13 protein-coding genes and 1 riboswitch are annotated in these 17,897 nt (G+C 38.3%); of the genes, 3 read left to right on the top strand and 10 right to left on the bottom strand.

Annotation, left to right across the window (positions count from 1 at the left end):
* Positions 1 to 85: 85 nt before the first annotated feature.
* A riboswitch (cobalamin riboswitch) is annotated at positions 86 to 268 on the bottom strand.
* A 60-nt stretch (positions 269 to 328) separates the two neighbouring features.
* From ACE1MS_RS02345 to speB, 8 genes are all read right to left on the bottom strand, one after another.
* Entirely contained in the window at positions 329 to 1,996 is a 1,668-nt protein-coding gene (locus ACE1MS_RS02345) for an acyl-CoA dehydrogenase family protein (RefSeq protein ID WP_012292719.1), read from the bottom strand.
* Between the two features lies 1 nt (position 1,997).
* On the bottom strand, positions 1,998 to 3,500 hold the full coding sequence (locus ACE1MS_RS02340) for a class I adenylate-forming enzyme family protein (RefSeq protein WP_289449498.1): 1,503 nt from the start codon (positions 3,498 to 3,500) through the stop codon (positions 1,998 to 2,000).
* The gene (locus ACE1MS_RS02335) at positions 3,493 to 3,882 is read right to left on the bottom strand and encodes a MerR family transcriptional regulator (RefSeq protein ID WP_031418470.1); all 390 of its coding nucleotides are present in this window, start codon (positions 3,880 to 3,882) and stop codon (positions 3,493 to 3,495) included. The genes ACE1MS_RS02340 and ACE1MS_RS02335 overlap by 8 nt, the downstream gene beginning before the upstream one ends.
* Positions 3,883 to 4,101: 219 nt before the next feature.
* Positions 4,102 to 5,769, bottom strand: coding sequence for an arginine--tRNA ligase (gene argS / locus ACE1MS_RS02330; protein ID WP_031418468.1), 1,668 nt, complete (start codon positions 5,767 to 5,769; stop codon positions 4,102 to 4,104).
* On the bottom strand, positions 5,769 to 6,200 hold the full coding sequence (locus ACE1MS_RS02325) for a DUF1934 domain-containing protein (RefSeq protein WP_012292715.1): 432 nt from the start codon (positions 6,198 to 6,200) through the stop codon (positions 5,769 to 5,771). Before ACE1MS_RS02325 ends, argS begins: the two co-directional genes overlap by 1 nt.
* 154 nt (positions 6,201 to 6,354) lie before the next feature.
* Positions 6,355 to 6,987 (bottom strand): membrane protein insertase YidC, encoded by a 633-nt coding sequence (gene yidC, locus ACE1MS_RS02320; RefSeq protein ID WP_012292714.1) that lies wholly within the window; start codon positions 6,985 to 6,987, stop codon positions 6,355 to 6,357.
* 24 nt (positions 6,988 to 7,011) lie between these two features.
* Positions 7,012 to 7,287: a hypothetical protein gene (locus tag ACE1MS_RS02315; RefSeq protein WP_031418464.1), complete on the bottom strand. Its 276-nt coding sequence runs from the start codon at positions 7,285 to 7,287 to the stop codon at positions 7,012 to 7,014.
* A gap of 143 nt (positions 7,288 to 7,430) precedes the next feature.
* Positions 7,431 to 8,303 (bottom strand): agmatinase, encoded by an 873-nt coding sequence (gene speB, locus ACE1MS_RS02310; RefSeq protein ID WP_012292712.1) that lies wholly within the window; start codon positions 8,301 to 8,303, stop codon positions 7,431 to 7,433.
* A gap of 319 nt (positions 8,304 to 8,622) precedes the next feature.
* On the opposite strand from speB, the gene ACE1MS_RS02305 reads away from it, so the two are divergent.
* The gene (locus tag ACE1MS_RS02305; RefSeq protein WP_036218165.1) at positions 8,623 to 10,677 is read left to right on the top strand and encodes a transglycosylase domain-containing protein; all 2,055 of its coding nucleotides are present in this window, start codon (positions 8,623 to 8,625) and stop codon (positions 10,675 to 10,677) included.
* Positions 10,678 to 11,033: 356 nt separating this feature from the next.
* Here ACE1MS_RS02305 and ACE1MS_RS02300 read toward each other — a convergent pair whose 3' ends face one another.
* Positions 11,034 to 11,552, bottom strand: a complete 519-nt coding sequence (locus ACE1MS_RS02300; RefSeq protein ID WP_012292710.1) for a YwhD family protein — start codon at positions 11,550 to 11,552, stop codon at positions 11,034 to 11,036.
* A gap of 145 nt (positions 11,553 to 11,697) precedes the next feature.
* On the opposite strand from ACE1MS_RS02300, the gene ACE1MS_RS02295 reads away from it, so the two are divergent.
* Positions 11,698 to 11,883, top strand: coding sequence for a 2-hydroxymuconate tautomerase (locus ACE1MS_RS02295; protein ID WP_012292709.1), 186 nt, complete (start codon positions 11,698 to 11,700; stop codon positions 11,881 to 11,883).
* 87 nt (positions 11,884 to 11,970) lie between these two features.
* Positions 11,971 to 12,633: a class A sortase gene (locus ACE1MS_RS02290; RefSeq protein WP_171821083.1), complete on the top strand. Its 663-nt coding sequence runs from the start codon at positions 11,971 to 11,973 to the stop codon at positions 12,631 to 12,633.
* A gap of 43 nt (positions 12,634 to 12,676) precedes the next feature.
* Here ACE1MS_RS02290 and ACE1MS_RS02285 read toward each other — a convergent pair whose 3' ends face one another.
* Complete coding sequence (locus tag ACE1MS_RS02285) at positions 12,677 to 17,842, bottom strand: collagen binding domain-containing protein (RefSeq protein WP_447402672.1); 5,166 nt, start codon at positions 17,840 to 17,842, stop codon at positions 12,677 to 12,679.
* Positions 17,843 to 17,897 lie beyond the last annotated feature (55 nt).

Raw genomic sequence — 17,897 nt, 5'->3', positions numbered from 1 at the left:
AAGACCCCTCATCTTCGAATGATGAGGGGTCAAAATCGCACCAAAAAACTGATACAAAATCCACCATCCTATCCTCGTAGGCTGTCATGTCTATGCTATAAAGGCAGGTCTCCTGGCTTGTGCTCATTACGTTTTTTCAAGCCTTCCCGAAATTTTTAGTGGCATTATTTGAAAAAACTCACACTTACAGTGGCGGGACCGCATCGGAATTACACCGATTTCCCTTTTCACTTTACATAAGTAAAGAACCTTTATAATATTCAGTTGAATTATATTATACATGAAATTAAAAGAAGTCGCCTCTATATCAAGGCGACTCCAAAGGCTGTTAGACAATTTCATCAAAATACTGTACGGTTTTCATCGAAGCACCAATCGGTCGTAATGACCAAGTTTGCTCTAAATAAACATCCGCAAGTTTTTCATATTTCCCACCAAATTTTTGTGCCCATTCAACTGCGATGACACTTTCATATAAATGAGCCATTTTTTGGGCAACATCCTTTGCTTCAAACGTTTTTGTAGCTTCATCGAGAGCACTAAAAATTTGTAATGTTGCCGATAGTTTAGTTAATTGCTCTTGAACGATTTTCACTAATGAATGGTCTGTTAATACTTCTAATCGCTCGCTCATCTCTTGAACAAACAATTCATGTGCTCTGTATTTATCCACTAAGCGAATAAGCTCCAACGCTAGTATATTAGCCGTACCCTCCCATACAGTCAACACTTGCGCATCCCTTAGTAAGCGTGGTGTTACAAAGTCTTCAATATAGCCATTCCCGCCATGTAGCTCAATTGCTTCACTTGCATAATGAACTGCCTGCTCTGCCGTTTCCTTTTTCATAATGGCAATATATAAACGATTCATTATGATGTCTTGTTCTGTCCCCTGACCACTTGTCACTTTGTCGTATAATTGAATAAGATCAAAAATCGTGGCTACTTCAACATGCAGCTTAGCAGCATATTTACCCAATGTATCCTGAATCATAGGGTACTGTGTTAAAGGTTTACCAAAGGCATATCGATTTGACACATAATGCTTCGCCTCCAAGAAGCCACGGCGCATAATACCAATGGATGCCACTGCATTACAAATTCTTGATAAATTAAGCGCCTCCAACATATAATAAATCCCTTTATTTGGATCACCAACTACATAGGCGAGTGCTCCATCAAACTCTACCTCACCAGATGGAACGGCTTTCACACCTAATTTATCTTTTAGTCGTCGAATACGAAGATGGTTAACCGATCCATCTTCATTTCGCCATGGAACTGCAAATAGAGTTAATCCTTTAGAGCCTGCTTGTGCACCATCTATTCGTGCCAACACCATTGCAACCCCACACATTCCAGCATTAGACGCGAAATACTTTTCACCATAGAGGCGGTACTCATTCCCTACAAGTTTTGCTTCTACTACATTTGCACCAACATCTGAGCCTCCTTGACGTTCTGTTAAAAATGTCGCCCCCTCATATAGCTCTAAATCGCCTGTTGCACAAACATGTGGTAAGAAACGCTGCTTAACTTCTTCCTCTGCATAATGGTCTAATAAATAGGCAGTGGCCATCGTTAATGTCACAGGGCAATAAAAACCGGGCTCTGCATGTGACAGTAAATAACCTTGCGCAAAGCTATAGACATAATTCCCCTTGTGACCTAGTTGGGGAATATCCTTATGCACATAACCAACAATACCCGTATTATATGTCTCTTCAATTGTTTTTTTGTAGCCGTCATTGACCCACACCTCTGAGACCTCTTCACCATAGGCATTATACCTTTGAAGGCGAGGCTCCCCTTGTCGATCGGTATGTTTCGCCCTCACGTCTATAGCATCAGCACATAGCTCACCAAAGTCCGTCAATTCTCGATGCGCATAAGATGAAAATTCTTTATCCAACATCATTTCCAACACTTTCTGAAGCGTTTCATCACCTGTAAAGAAATTGCTTGTACGTGCTATTTCCTGTTGTAAAACTTTCATGCTATCTCACCTCTTGTCCTTTCAAAGATTGCTTTAAAATTTTGCCTGAGGCATTCCGTGGTAGCGCTTCCACTTTTTCAAAAATACGTGGTAATTTATACTTAGCAAGCCGCCCCTCTAAAAAATCTTTTAGAGCATCTTCATCAATATCCTGTTTAGCCGAATAAACAGCCTTCACTGTCTCACCCCATTGTGGATGTGGAACACCAATTACTGCCGCTTCAAATATCCCCTCAAAGCTTAAAAGGCAATCTTCTATTTCTTTCGGGTAAATATTGACTCCACCAGAAATAATCACATCTTTCTTTCGATCAACAATCCAAATAAAACCGTCTTCATCCATACGAGCGAGATCCCCTGTTTTTAACCAGCCGCCTATAAATGCCGCATTGGTTGCCACTTCATCTCTGTAGTAACCGAGCATATTACCCTCACCAAATAAAACGATTTCCCCTACTTCTCCTGCTGGTACATCTTCGCCATGGTCGTTAACAATACGTATCTCTGTACCTAAAGGTGCACGTTGACCAATACTCCCAGCCTTTTCTTCATGCTCCTTACCAAAAAGCAATGATCCACTTGGCCCCGCCTCTGTTAATCCATAAACACATGTTAAATTAGTTGTGCGGAATGACTGTTGAATAAAACGAACTTCGTTTTCGGATAACGGTGCTCCTCCATATACCCACCATTTCATAGAGGACAAATCAGCTGATTGCAATCTTGGCATCTGTGCTGTTAATAAATAAGCAACAGGTGCTCCAAAAAAATGGGTCGTTTTTTCCTGTTCAATGGAATCCATCAATAAGTCTGGCGTGAAAGTTGGTGTTAATACATTTGTAGAACCTACAAGTACACCTGCCATTAAGAATAAATGTAATGGTGCGGAATGGGTTAATGGCATCATCAGCAATATACGGCTTTCAGGCTTGACCTCCATTTCAACTGCAATCATTTGCGCAACCGTTAAAATATTTCGATAGCTAAACAATACGCCCTTCGGTTTCCCAGTTGTACCTGATGTGTACAAAATAGTCGAAGCATCATCCTCGTTTAACTGACATTCAATCGTATGAGCACTGGCACTTTGAATCATTGTTTCATACTGAAGCCAGCCCGCTACTTGCTGCCCTGTTTTAATTTTCAACGGGATTACGGCAATATGCTGGACTGCCGCAAAAATAGCTTCATGAGCAATAATTGCTTTTGCCTCAGCATGCTGTGCCACATACTCTACTTCTTGTAATGTAAACTTAGCATTGACCGGAACGACAATAGCACCCATTCGCTGAATAGCAAAATAGCTCACGACAAACTCTACAACGTTAGGCATAAAAATCAGAACTTTATCTCCCTGCCTTACACCCTGTTCTAATAAAGCATGACTAAAACGGGTCACTTGCTCATCTAAATCATGATAGGTCACTCTTCTACCATGACAAATAACAGCTTCCCTTTTTGGATACTTACGGGCATTACGTGCTAATAAATCGGAACTATTCATCGTGCATCTCTCCCCTTAAAGTCGTTAATTTTTCATTAAACATGCCATGCATTTGTTGTAATTCATTTCTCATTTGCGTAAGCTCAGCTATTTTACTATCAATCTCTTGAATTTTTTGCTCTCCGTATTCAACGGTTCGCTCCAATTGCTGAATCCCAGAGCGATCAAAGTCAAAAAGTAACACCATCTCCTTGATTTCCTCCAGTGAAAAGCCGTAACGCTTTCCTCTTAAAATAAGCTTGAGCTTCGCTAATTCTTTTTTCGAAAAGGTTCGTTGATTCGTAGATGAACGTTGAGGACAAAGAAGACCAAGCTCCTCATAATAACGAATTGTGCGTGTGGACACATCGAACTCCTGAGCCACCTCCTGAATCGTCTTCATAATCGTCTCCCCCCTCCTATATGGCATCAGTATACCATTGACGTTAACGTTAACTTCAACAAAATTTTCGCAATTAACAGAAAAATATAGTTCGAAGCAGAAATTTCAGGGTTAGCCGAAACTTTTGTATATCTATCTGCCATTTTTTAATGGTGTTAACCACTTTTATCCATTAAAAAAGCCCCTAACATTTTACCTGTTAGGAGCCAAAATTGATTATTACATTTTTTCTGGTGCTGATACGCCGATTAAACGAAGTGCATTGGCAATTGTTGTACGAACAGCCGTAATTAATGCTAAGCGAGCTTCTGTTAGCTCTTTGTTTGAAGCATCTAATACTTTTTCTGCATTATAGAAGCTATGGAAAGCAGCAGCCGTTTCTTGAATATAGTTTGCGATACGATGTGGTGTACGGTGTTTCGCCGCGTCAGCAACCACTTGTGGGAAATCGCCTATCTTTTTCAGTAAATCAATTTCTTTCTCAGCTGTTAACAGGGTAAGGTTTTCACTTGTAGCAGCAAAACCTTGTTCATTGGCTGAACGTAAGATTGATGAAATACGTGCATGTGCATATTGTGCATAATACACTGGATTTTCATTGGATTGCGATACAGCAAGGTCAAGGTCAAAGTCCATATGAGAATCGCCTGCTGTTTTTACGAAGAAGTAACGAACAGCATCTAAACCAACCTCTTCCACAAGCTCACGCATTGTTACTGCATTTCCTGTACGTTTAGACATTTTGAATTTCTCACCATTTTTATAAAGCTGAACCATCTGAATTACTTCTACTTCCAATGTATCGCGATCATAGCCCAGTGCTTGAATGGCAGCTTTCATACGTGGAATATAGCCGTGATGATCAGCTCCCCAAATATTGATTAATTTATCAAAGCCACGGACAATTTTATCTTCATGATAAGCAATATCTGGCGTTAAATATGTGAATGAACCATCGTTTTTAATTAATACACGGTCTTTATCATCACCAAAAGTTGTTGAGCGGAACCAAGTGGCACCATCCTCTTCAAACACATGACCATTTGCTTTTAATTTATCTAATGCCACTTCAATTTTCCCGTTTTCATAAAGAGACGTTTCAGAATACCAGACATCAAAGTTCACACGGAAGTTTGCTAGGTCTGTTTTTAATTTGTCTAATTCTAACGCTAAACCATGCTGACGGAAGAATGCAAAACGTTCTTCATCTGATTTTGCTAGGATTGCATCACCATGCTCCTTTGCTAGCTTGCCAGCAATTTCTATAATGTCTGGGCCATGATAACCGTCTTCTGGCATTTCAGCATCCAATCCTAGTGCCTGCTTATAACGAGCTTCTAATGAGTAAGCCAGATTATTAATTTGGTTCCCTGCATCATTAATATAGTACTCGCGAGAGACACTGTAGCCAGCCATATCTAATACATTACATAATGAATCTCCAACAGAGGCACCCCGTGCATGTCCTAAATGAAGATCTCCTGTAGGGTTAGCCGAAACAAACTCTATTTGAATCTTCTCCCCTGCGCCGGCATTTGAACGACCATAGTCATTACCTTGCTCAAGCACTTGTGTAACTACCCCTGTCAGGAAATCTTTACGGACTGTAATATTCATAAAACCAGGACCGGCAATATCAATTTTTTCAATATCTGTTCCCGCAGTATCTAGGTTTTCTAAAATAGCTTCTGCAATAGCACGAGGTGGCTTCTTCGCTAGCTTTGTTAACTGCATAGCAATGTTTGTTGCATAATCACCATTTGCTTTATCCTTTGGTGTTTCCAGGTGAATCATTAATTCTGTGTCGGCCTCCACTAAGCCAGCCTTTTTAACGGCTTGAGCCAACGCTGCTTTTATAGCCTGTTGTACTTGTTCTACTGCGTTCATCATTGTACCTCCGTAAATGTAATATCTAATGTATAATTGCCAACGGATTGCCCACCCATTAGTAAATCGTACTGTACATGGAAATCTCCGCTTTCTGCCCTGTTCGTAAACGACATTTTCTTCGTATCGATAACGAGTGGCATGGAGCCAAACTCACCTTCATAATGCCCTTTTTGTTGTTCAATTATGTTCAGTGGTAACCGCATACTGACCGCTCCAGCACGCATAATAAGTGCCTTCTCATGGCCTAACTTCATAGTCGTGCGGATGGTTTTATCCTCCTGCACTTCATCATATTTCAAATACAAGCTTCCTGCTTTTTCAAGTAGCTGCCCTTTGAGCCACATTTCATAACTTTCGGATTCTCCATCACTTGGACGAATCGTAGAAATGAGCTTAATGTTTACTTGCGATCTTACTTCGTTCGCCATAACGGACGCTCCCTTTTTAATCTTTTACTATAACCTTTTTATTATAGGATGAATACCAATGTTTTTTCAAGATAGAAGTCAATCAGGGCGAAACTACTAAGGATATTCATGCAATAAAAAATCCTCCCTTCTAAAGAGAGAGGATTTTCGCAATTTATCTATACCATTTTTTTATAATCAATTGCTGAATCATTAATAATAAAGCACTCACAGTCCAATATATAGGAATAATCGCTGGATTAAACAAACTAAAAATTAGAATCATGATAGGATTGATGAACACCAGCACCTTCACATTCATTGGTTGGTTTTTATCTAACGAGAGCCAACTTTGCATGAAATAGATGACACAAGCAATTATTGAAATCCCGATATCCACTGTGCCCAAATTCATCCAAAGAAAATTTTCACTGGCAATCACTGTATCTAGCTTAATCGCATAGTACAGTGAAAATAACACAGGCAATTGAATGATGATTGGTAAACAACCTAATAATGAGCTTTTCAATGAATCTGAAGTTAATTCTTGTATTTTTTGTTGAACCGTTATTTTTTCTGACTCATCATTACTATTCTTCAATTTAGCAGTAAGTACATCTAATTCAGGTTTAATAACTGTCATTAATTCCTTTGAATGCTTTTGGTGCTTGGCCGATTTAATAAAAAGCGGCATAAGTATGACTCTCACCGCAATCGTGATGCTAATGACACCAATTGCATAGCTTCCTGTAAAAGAATGAATGAAATGAATGAAATAAATGATTGGTTGCGTTAAAAAAGTAAACAATGATTCTCCTCCTAGTTTTAAAGTTTAAATAAAACTAGGAGACATACTTTCTTCCTCATTGTTTTCTGACGTTCTTATACATAGAACGAACCACGTTAGCAAAGGTGGAGTCCAAGTATTAGTGATGTCATAATCTACTTCAATCTCTTCATCTTGTATTTCTTGAACCATTAATTTATTGGCGAAATATAGCTGTAAATTAACACAGAAAACGGTTAAAACGAACGAAGCTAATAGCCAAAAATATTCCATTGTGCTCATAAAGATAAATAAATCATTCATGAGAAGAGACCAAATCACAATACTCCTCCTTCCCTTTTTATATATAAAAATTATATTCGTATTGTGAATATTGAGTCAAATAATACCTTTTTCTTATTAAATCGACTAATTAAAAAGTGGGGCTAGCCATAGCTACCCCCATCTAATTGTGTTTATTTAAATTATTTTACCCAGCCTAAAATCATTTCACGCAATAACTTAGAAGCTGTGTTAGCTGTCATTTCAGATGTATCATAAATTGGTGCTACTTCCACTAGATCAAAGCCTACAACATTTACACCGCTTGCTGCAATGGCATGAATGGAAGCTAGTAATTCTTTCGCCGTAATACCACCGCAATCAACTGTACCAGTGCCCGGTGCATGGGCTGGATCTAACACGTCGATATCGATCGTTACGTAAACATTACGACCCGCCAACGTTGGTAGAACTTCCTTTAACGGCTCCAATACTTCAAACTTAGAAATATGCATACCGTTTTCCTTCGCCCAATCAAATTCCTCTTTCATCCCTGAACGAATACCAAATGAATAAACATTTTTTGGCCCGATATGTTCGGCAATTTTGCGAATCGGTGTAGAGTGAGAAAGTGGTTCTCCCTCATACTCCACCCGTAAATCTGTGTGAGCATCAAAGTGAATGATAGCTAGGTCATCATATTTTGCAGATACTGCTTTCATGACAGGCCAAGACACTAAGTGTTCGCCCCCCATACCAACAGGGATTTTCCCATCAGCTAATAACTTTTCAATAAATTTTTCAATTTCATCTAATGAACGTTGTGCATTTCCAAATGGCAATGGAATATCGCCTGCATCGAAATACTTTACTTCTTCAAGCTCACGATCTAAATATGGGCTGTACTCTTCAAGTCCGATTGATACCTCACGGATACGTTGTGGGCCGAATCGTGAACCTGGACGATAACTTACTGTCCAATCCATTGGCATACCATAAATGACTGCCTGAGCATCCTTATATGTAGGATGACTTTTTATAAATACATTTCCTGAATACGCTTCATCAAATCTCATTGCTAGACCTCCGTTATAAATAAAATATTATTTTGAAAAACAACTTATCTTAAAGTCCATTATTAAGGCTTACAGGATTGTAATGAAACCTGTATCCTTTTATCCTCGTATACATTATTGGAACGTCTAGCAAAATTCGATTAAAATCTACAAAGCGTGATTTTCTTGTCGAATGCCAGCGTTTCAAGTAGTACAAAAAAAGTATAGATGTTTTTGAATAAAGTGCAATAGTTTTTAGGTAGAATTTCGATTAAAGATGAATGTTCGAACACATACTAACATTAAGTTCGAAGTTGTGAGAAAACGAGGTGAGAGTCGGATGAAACGAAAAAGCTATCATCGAAAGCAAAAGCGTGTAAAGCGCACACGGAAATCACTTACTTATTTTGTCGCCTTTGCAACTGCAATTGTCGTAGCATTTGTAGCACTACGCATCTATGTTCAAGTGGCTGGTGCACCGCCTTTAACCGTACCTAAAGCCTCCATTTTCTTAGATGAAAATGAGAACCAAATTGGAGACCACTTTACAAATCAACGACGTTATTGGGTTGGCCTCGAAGAGATGTCACCTTATTTAAAAGAAGCAGTAGTAGCTGTTGAAGATAAAGATTTTTATAAACATGGTGGCTTTGACTATTCACGTATTGCTGGTGCGATTTTAGTGGATATTAAAGCTGGAGGAAAGGTACAAGGAGCGAGTACAATTACCCAGCAATATGCACGTAACCTCTATCTTTCTCATGAGAAATCTTGGACACGTAAATTAAATGAAGCTCTGTATGCTTATAGATTAGAAGTTTTTTATGATAAAGACGAAATTTTAGAGGGTTATTTAAATACAGTCTATTACGGTCATGGGATGTATGGTGTTGAAGCAGCCAGTCGATTTTACTTTGGAAAGTCTGCTCGTGATTTAACGCTTGCAGAGGCAGCAATGTTAACAGGTGTACCAAAGGGTCCAAGTATCTATTCGCCAATCGCTAATTTGGACAAGGCTACAAATCGCCAACATGTTATTTTAAAGCTTATGGCAGATCAAGGAGCCATTTCACAAGAAGAAAAAACTCGTGCAGAAAATGAACAACTTGTTTTGAAAAATGATAGTTGGGTAGCAACCAAATCTGTTGCCCCCTATTTCCTAGATGTTGCTTGGCAAGAAGCGAGTGAAATTTTAAAATCAAAAAACCTGGATATTAGTGAGGGTGGCTGGACGATTCAAACGACCTTGAATCTTGAACATCAAAAAGCAGCCGAAGAAGCAGTGGCAAAAAACATGCCTGCTAATGACCTTCAAACAGCCTTTGTTAGCATGGAATCTAAAACAGGTGCTGTCACGGCATTAGTAGGTGGACGTGACTATGCAGTAAGTTCCTTTAACCGTGTGACACAGGCTAAACGTCAACCAGGTTCTACTATTAAGCCTATTTTATATGCGGCTGCTTTAGAAAACGGATACACTCCACTTACTTTTTTAGATGTGGGTGAAACAACATTTACTTATGATAACGGACGAGGAACATATGCCCCTAAAAATGTGAATGGGCAGTTTGCTGATCATGATATGACTATGGCACAAGCTATTGCAATTTCAGATAATATTTATGCTGTGAAGACATTAGAGGACATTGGCTTCAAGGAATTTCACGATATGGCGAACCGTTTTAATGTTGGAATTGGTGCAAAGGATAATTTATCAATAGCACTTGGCACAATCGAAACAACGTTATATGAAATGACAAATGCCTACAATGTTTTAGCATCACAAGGGCAGCAAACAACTCCGACGGCAATTGTATCCATAAAAAATGCTAATGGAGATGTGATTTATGAAAACAAGGGTGTTACGAAAAAGTCGGAGACCGCTATTTCCAAAGAGAATGCATTTATCTTAACGGAAATGATGACAGGTATTTTTGACCCTGTATTCAGCGATTACTCACCTGCAACAGGTATAAGCATTCGCTCACGTATGACCCATACTTATGCAGCAAAATCAGGGTCTACCAATAGCGACCAGTGGCTCATTGGTTTTACACCAAGTCTAACTGCTGGAGTCTGGAATGGCTATGACCAAGGGAAAAATCTAACGACAAAAGAAGATACTGCAGCGACAAAGCAAATTTGGATAGACTTTATGGAGGCTGTAAATAAAGGAACAAAAAATGAAGACTTCAAAAAGCCAAAAGGTGTTGAAGGTGTTGTCATTGATATCGAAACAGGTAAATTAGCGACCGATGCTTGTCCTAAACAACGCCTTGTATATATGGAATCTAAGGATGTACCAACTGAAAAATGTACAAACTTCGACATTCTTGACAGTAATACATGGGGAGAATTTTGGAATATGCTTCCATTCTCGATCTTTAAGGACTAAGAAAAACCAGCATTAATCAGGAAACCTTTTTAAACCTAATACGTTTTTAGCTATGAAGGCTCTCGACAAAGTAACAGATATACGAAAAATAAGAAAAGCTTTCTCTTCCCCGGAGACGTGTCCGTGGGAACAGAAAGCTTTTCTTTTTATGGTTTGCGAAGTATGAGCATCATGGGGCATTTGGCTTGGGTTTGGGTTGTTCAAATGCCGCATAGCGCTCATCACTTTCGCGAAACCAAGTGTCCTAGCTTACTAAAATGTAAGCTCTGCCTCAAGTTTACTTTGTTTCAAACTCACTTTCAACCTAATATCGAAAACGATTGCAAAATGTCACAGTTTGTTCAATCATTAAAGGTCTATTCGACAAATAAGTCTTGACGCAATTGCTCGCTACTTCGCTCCCACAGGTCTGGATTAAGTTGTTCTAGGAAAGTAGCTAACACTTTTTTAGACGGTATATCCATATGCTCTACGATAATATGACGCTTCATGGATTTATCCATTTTATTCACATGATCAGCCAAAATTTTATAGCCACGGCGTTTTTCACGGTTCACTACCATTTCACAAGCTGTTATACCAGCATAGTAAGGTCCATCCTCTTTATGATCGATTGTCACCCATACTAGCCAATATGGCTTTCCACCCTCTGAATCAGCACGATCCGTTGTAAATTTAATTCCGCGTTCCACATCGCTACGCGCATGCATAGCACCAATCTCAACAGATGCTGTACCCTCTTCGATATCTATAATGACTGGCGATACATTTTCTAATGAAAGCGAGCCAATCCCAAACCCCTTATGTCCATCGGTTGGATCATTTTTTATAATAGTAAAGCCCATTTTTTGTTTTGGTTTTTCTTCGTTTGCCATACTTAAATACCCTCCATTCTGCTATTATATAAGGAAGCATATAGCCACAATTAACCTGGCACGTATGCCTCAATGCAAGTAAGAAGTTTATACTACTTTCTTATAAACTAACTATACAACATTATTCTATAAAGGAGGCAATATTATGCCATACGTAACAGTTAAAATGCTTGAAGGTCGTACAGAGGAACAAAAACGTGCCCTTGTAAAAGAAGTTACAGAAGCCGTTTCTCGCACAGTGAATGCACCTGCAGAAAATGTAACAGTTTTTATTGAAGAAATGTCTAAAAACCATTACGGCGTTGCAGGCGTTCGTTTAAGTGATAAATAAATTGAACTTGGGTAGAGCCATCTAATGCTCTACCCATTTTTAAACTTTTCAGTATTACATAATTATGGCTAGGATGTGATGTGATTAATGAAAATGAATAAACTTAAACTGACCTTACTCCTATGCGTGCTTATCATCGGCCTGTTACTAATATTTATCACACCTATTCAAAATAAGATGATCGCACGGATGAGTGACAAATTAAATGCAGTTGAATACAGCACAGACGATATCAAAAAGAACAACCAGCTTGATGCAGATTTTGAGTTCGAAGCTGTGCAATCACTGTCCATCGCCGAGGTTCTCCAAGCCCAAATAAAGGCTAGTAAAATGCCCGTTATTGGCAGTATCGCCGTACCTAGTGTCCATATGCAACTTCCCATTTTGAAGGGGGTAGGCAATGCTGTTCTTGCTATTGGAGCAGGTACAATGAAGCCTAATCAACAACTCGGTCAAGGGAACTATGCTTTGGCAGGTCATTATTTTGAAGAGAAAGATATTTTATTCAGTCCCCTCTATCAAGCGCAAATTGGCGATATCATTTATGTTACAGACATGAGTAATGTCTACGAGTATAAATTAACGACTAAAAAAATTATTGCAGCAACCGATGTTTTCATCTTGGACGATATCCCCAACCAGACGACGTTAACCTTGATTACTTGTGCAGAAAAAGGCTCCAAACGACTGGCCTTACAGGCAGATTTTGTGCAAAGCTATTCTTTAGAAAATGCCAAAGGAACCTTTTAAATCATACAAAAAGCGCCATCACTATAAGATGGCGCTTTTTTGATTATATCTCTGTTGTACGGCGACGCAAGAACCATATTGACCCAGCTACAAGCAGTAAACCAACAAATACAAGAGCTGTTTGATTGGCTCCATCTGTTTGCGGTAATTTACCTTGTGCTCTCAACTGTGCTTCTAAGCGCTCTGCATCCGCTTTAATTTTATTGATATCAATAGCTTGAGCTACCTCAGTTTGCTCATCTTTTGATAGCTTACTATATTTATTCAGGAAATCTTTATAAGCATCTAACGTATTTTTAGTTACGTTTGATGGATTATACGGTGGTAATTGTTTCCCTTGATCAATAACATTTTGTGCTGAAGTGCCACCATTACCAGGAGCTGTAGGTTTGTTTGTATCTGGTTTGGGATTGCTTGGCTCAACCGGCTTCTCTAAATCTGGATTTGGTTTATTTGGACCGATTGGTTTCCCCGGATCCGGGTTTGGTTTGTTTGGATTAACCGGCTTCTCTGGATCTGGATTTGGCTTATTTGGCTCAACCGGCTTCTCTGGATTTGGCTTGTTTGGGTCAACCGGTTGCCCTGGCTCTGATGTTGGATGATCCGGATCAGTTGTAGGATTTGTTACAGGTGGTGTAGGCTGAATTTTAGCCTCACAAGTATTACCTACCTCGACTGTCCCAATGATTGTACTTCCATTCTCTTTCACAATATATTTACCAGGCTTTATGAATGAATTACTTATTGTAATTTGACCTATATTATTTGTTATAAATTCTTTAGTACCACTTTCTTCTACCACTTCACCATTTTCATCTGTAAATGTTACTTTAACACCTTCACGAGGCTGACCATACATATTGTTAATGGTTAATGTGAAAATTGGACAAGCTGGAGCAATAGGCAGTTCTACTTTACAAATTTGTTTATAAGAAACTACAATTTCACCTAAATACACTTTGTTGTCATAAACATTATACTTACCTGCCGGTACATCTTTAGAAACAAATGTCATGCTACCATCAGCTTCAATCACTGTTGAAATAACGTTACCTTGTTTATCTTTAATAACAACGTCTTTTCCAGCCTTAATTAGGACATTATTTTTATCCTTTAACTCTACTGTAAAGCGCTCGCAGGCTGGTTTTTGCTGAACTTCAGCATGGCAATCAATATTGCTGGAGAATTCCCCAATTTTATTTCCATCCTTATCAAATACACTATAAACACCTGGCTCTAAATCTTTTATCTCAACTTTCCCATCTTTTGTTTCTTCAGTAGCTACCGTTTTGCCATCTATATCTTTAATAGTTACTTTCGTTTTATCTTCTATTAATTCTCCATCAACATCTTTGACCGTTAAATCGAATGTTTCACATTTTGGTGCTTGTATAATTGTAAATTCATAACCACAGCTTTTCTTGTATGTCAGTGTAACTGTACCTAAAAATTGGTTACCCTCATATATTGTGTATTCACCTGGTTTTACACTATTAGTAGGATCATTTGAATGAACAATAAACCTACCTCCTGCGTCAGGAGATACCTTTGTCACTACTGTAGTACCTTGCTTTAATGTTAATTCTAAAATATTTGTACGAATATTACCTTGACCATCTCTCACAACAATTGTGTAGTTTTCACATTTCGGCACTGGTTGAACTACAGCTTTACATCCACCATCATATTTCACTGTTACCTTTCCTAATTCACCTTCAACTGAATGAGATATAGTATACTCACCAGCAGTAAAATGATTAGGTAATGTCACTTTGCCATTTGTTACGTTGTATGGTGCTGTTTCTGTACCATTGGGATCCTTTAATGTAACTGTCCCTGTAGTAATTGAATGACCATCCATATCCTTAATTGCTATTTCGAATTGTGTACAACTACCACCCACTATTGGTGTCGTATTGACAAGTTGTGTTATTAAGTCTGGCTGCTTATTTAGTGTCGTGTTTTCATCTAACTTAAATTTAAAATCAGACATTTTAGTATAACCAGTTGGTGCTGCTACTTCACGGATGAGATAGTCATTGTACGGCACATTTTCAAATGTGAATTCCCCATTTGCATCTGTAGTAGCTGTTTGTATGATATATTCATTTGGTTTTGCGGTTTTTTTAATTAGTTGGAATTCAACATCCGCTAAATTTTCTTTAAATTGACCTGTAGCTGAGTCGATACCAATCTTTTTGAATTTCGCACTGCCTCGTGTTGACGAAAAATCTGATTCAGAGCTACTAAAGCTAAATTTACCCTTAAAGTCACTCTCAGTTTTTTGATTAGCCTTTGTTTGCCCCGTATAATGCAATGTTGCTGTATTTTCTAATGCATCACCCATTTGACCAAAGCCTATTGTTTTATACTGTACTTGATACCCTTTTCGATTTAAATCAGGGAATTCGAGGCTAAAGCCTCCTTGAGTATCAAACTTGACAGTTACCCCTAATTGTAAAGGTGTTTGCCAGGTAGATGCATTTTGAATACCAGTTTTAGATACTGTATATGGTGCTAATAGAATACTACTTTCCAATAACATTAAATTATTACCTGGTAAATCTGTTAAGATGACATTTTGACCTAAATCAGAATGAGATTTATTCACATCTAATGTCCAAGTGATTGTTTCTTTACTTGCGTTTTGTTGTGGTTTATTTTTTGTCACTAAATTGTTCGCTACATTCTCATCAATTTTTACTGGCGTTGATTCCAGCGTAAATTCTTGCGTACCCTTTGTTTTGAATGTGGCATCATTCGTATATACATTCCCTCTTTCAGTAGCCGTATCAGAACCAATACCTAAAATGTGATCGTCATCCATTGTGTTATAACGAACCACATATGCTTGGTAGTTTATGTCTCCTGATAAGGAATCACTGAATGTTAATGTAAAGCCTTTATCTGTTTCAGCTGAAATTGTGTAATTGTTCGGGTCAATCGGTGTAGTACCAATAGTTCCGCCTGTATCACTACCACCTAAATTAGTTAAAGGTAATACTTCAATTGTTCCCGGTAAATACTTATGTCCCTCACCAACTGTATCAATTAAAATAGCTCCATTAATATCCTTTTTATTGATATTCACTTTTACATCCCATGTAAATTGCTGTGTGGAGTAGTCAAACGATCCCGATTTACTGCCATTATTAACAGTAGTTGATTGTGGAATATAGCTCGCAGAAGCTGATTTTTCATATACTTTACCGCCACTTGTCCACTCTGTAGCGGCTGTATTTCCGTACCCTTGCTTTTGTACAGTACCCTCATCACCAATTGCGAAGCTCGTTTGATAAGTGATAGTTGATGTACTACCTGCTGGTACGTTAATACCTGAAATTGTAAAGCCTTTTTTCTTATCTCCACCAATTAGAGTATAAGTAGTTGCTATACCATTAAGCTTTACAGTGTTGTCTATTAACTCATGCACCCCATCTGCAGCACCAGCTGTAAATGTATCTGTTAGTGTTAGGTTGTTAATTGATTTAGTTGGATTATCAGATACAATGTTGACCGTCCATGTAATTACTTTTTTATCAAAATCAACGGTATATGATTTTTTTAATAGGTTTTCAGTAAGTACATAGTTTATATTCTTCTCTTTACCTGAACCGCTTGTCACACTATTATTAAACAGCCCTGCTTCATTTTCATAAAAATCCTGTTTAGTATAGTTCGCATCATACACAATTGTATAGGCATCTGAAATATCGTTATCAAAGGTTAATGTGAAGCTTTTAACATTTCCAGCTGCAGGAGTAATAGTAAATCCATTTGTTACTCTATTAGCTTCCGAAACTGTTGTCGCCACATGGCCAGCTGCATCGTTCATTTTATAAACCTTAATGCTTGATGCATCGATTTCGTGAGGACCTTTAATTGTATCTATAACATATGCATCAGATTGATCGATACTTAACAAATTATGATTGTAATCAATATGCCACTTTGTTTCATAGTTTGTATTTTTATCTAACTTTTTATCTAGCGCTTTACCATACGTAATGGTGTGTGTTGCCATATTAGAAGATTCTATTTGTCCATTGTTAGTAAATTGTACCCTGTTATTAAAATTAACTGCACCATCACGTTTATCCGCCTCTAATGTTACAGACGTTTTATACGTAATTTTATATGCATACTTACCAGTCAGCGTACTTTCAATATCGCTCCAACTACCATTTGTCAGAACATTTTTTTCTGTACTTGTTCTCACTCCATTAAGACCAACCTCATATTGATAAACATTCACGGAATTAGCCATAATTTCATGTGATGTTGGCTCGTCTGTTAAAGTTGGATTACTTAATAATTTACCAGCTTCATTAATCCATACCTGCCATTCCATCTCATGATTACCACTTATTGTTGGTGTAGGAGTCCCTATTTTCTCCTTACTTACCTTTTTGTTGCTCGTTGAAGGTAAGAAAGTAAATTTAACTTTAATGATCTCACTACCACCTGTGGCTGCCGGAATTTCCAGATCTTGCTCAATGTCGTCTGAAAGGTTATTAAAACCAGCATTAAATATGATGGTTAATTCCTCTGGTTGAGAGCTTCCTGAGCCGGGCTCCATTCCACTTAACTCTACACGAACTTTATTATCCGTAGTTACATAATTATATGTGATACCGTTTACTGTCTTGCTACCGGTGAATGCCCCATCAAAATCAATTAACGACTGCGGCAATTGGAATTCAAACCAACTCCCGTCTCCCCAAGCTTCTGCTTGACTATCTTGCATTGGCACGGAAAATTTAACCGTGAAGTTAGCAGTTGTATTAGGATCTAATTCTGGACCAAATTCACCTGCTCCAACTGTTTTTTCACCAATTTTCATTACAAATGATAATAGTGAAGCTGGAATTTCTTGAGCAGCCAATGGTGTATGATTCACTGGCAATGTTTTAGCGGGTTCATCATCCACTTTTTCTTCTTCAGGAGCTTGGCCCTCAGGTGCTTGCTCCGTATTTTCATTTTCTTGCGGTGTTGTAGAAAGCTCTTCCTCACCTATGTTATCTTCTGACAACTCTGTGTCATTGCTCACAGGTGTAGATGGATTTTTTTCCATTTCATCAACCGAACCATTGTCATTCACGACTGGTGGTGTCGAAATGTCTTCAGAAGCAAATACTGACAGTGGGCTGAGTAGTGTTTGGAACACTAACAACATGGTCAGCATAGCAATGTTCATTTTTTTTCTCATGACACTCCTCTTTTCTTAATAGATAGAGAGCTTGATTGTTTGCTGCGACGATAGC

Source organism: Lysinibacillus sp. fkY74-1, from assembly GCF_053165895.1.
This window is presented reverse-complemented; position numbering and strand designations above follow the sequence as displayed.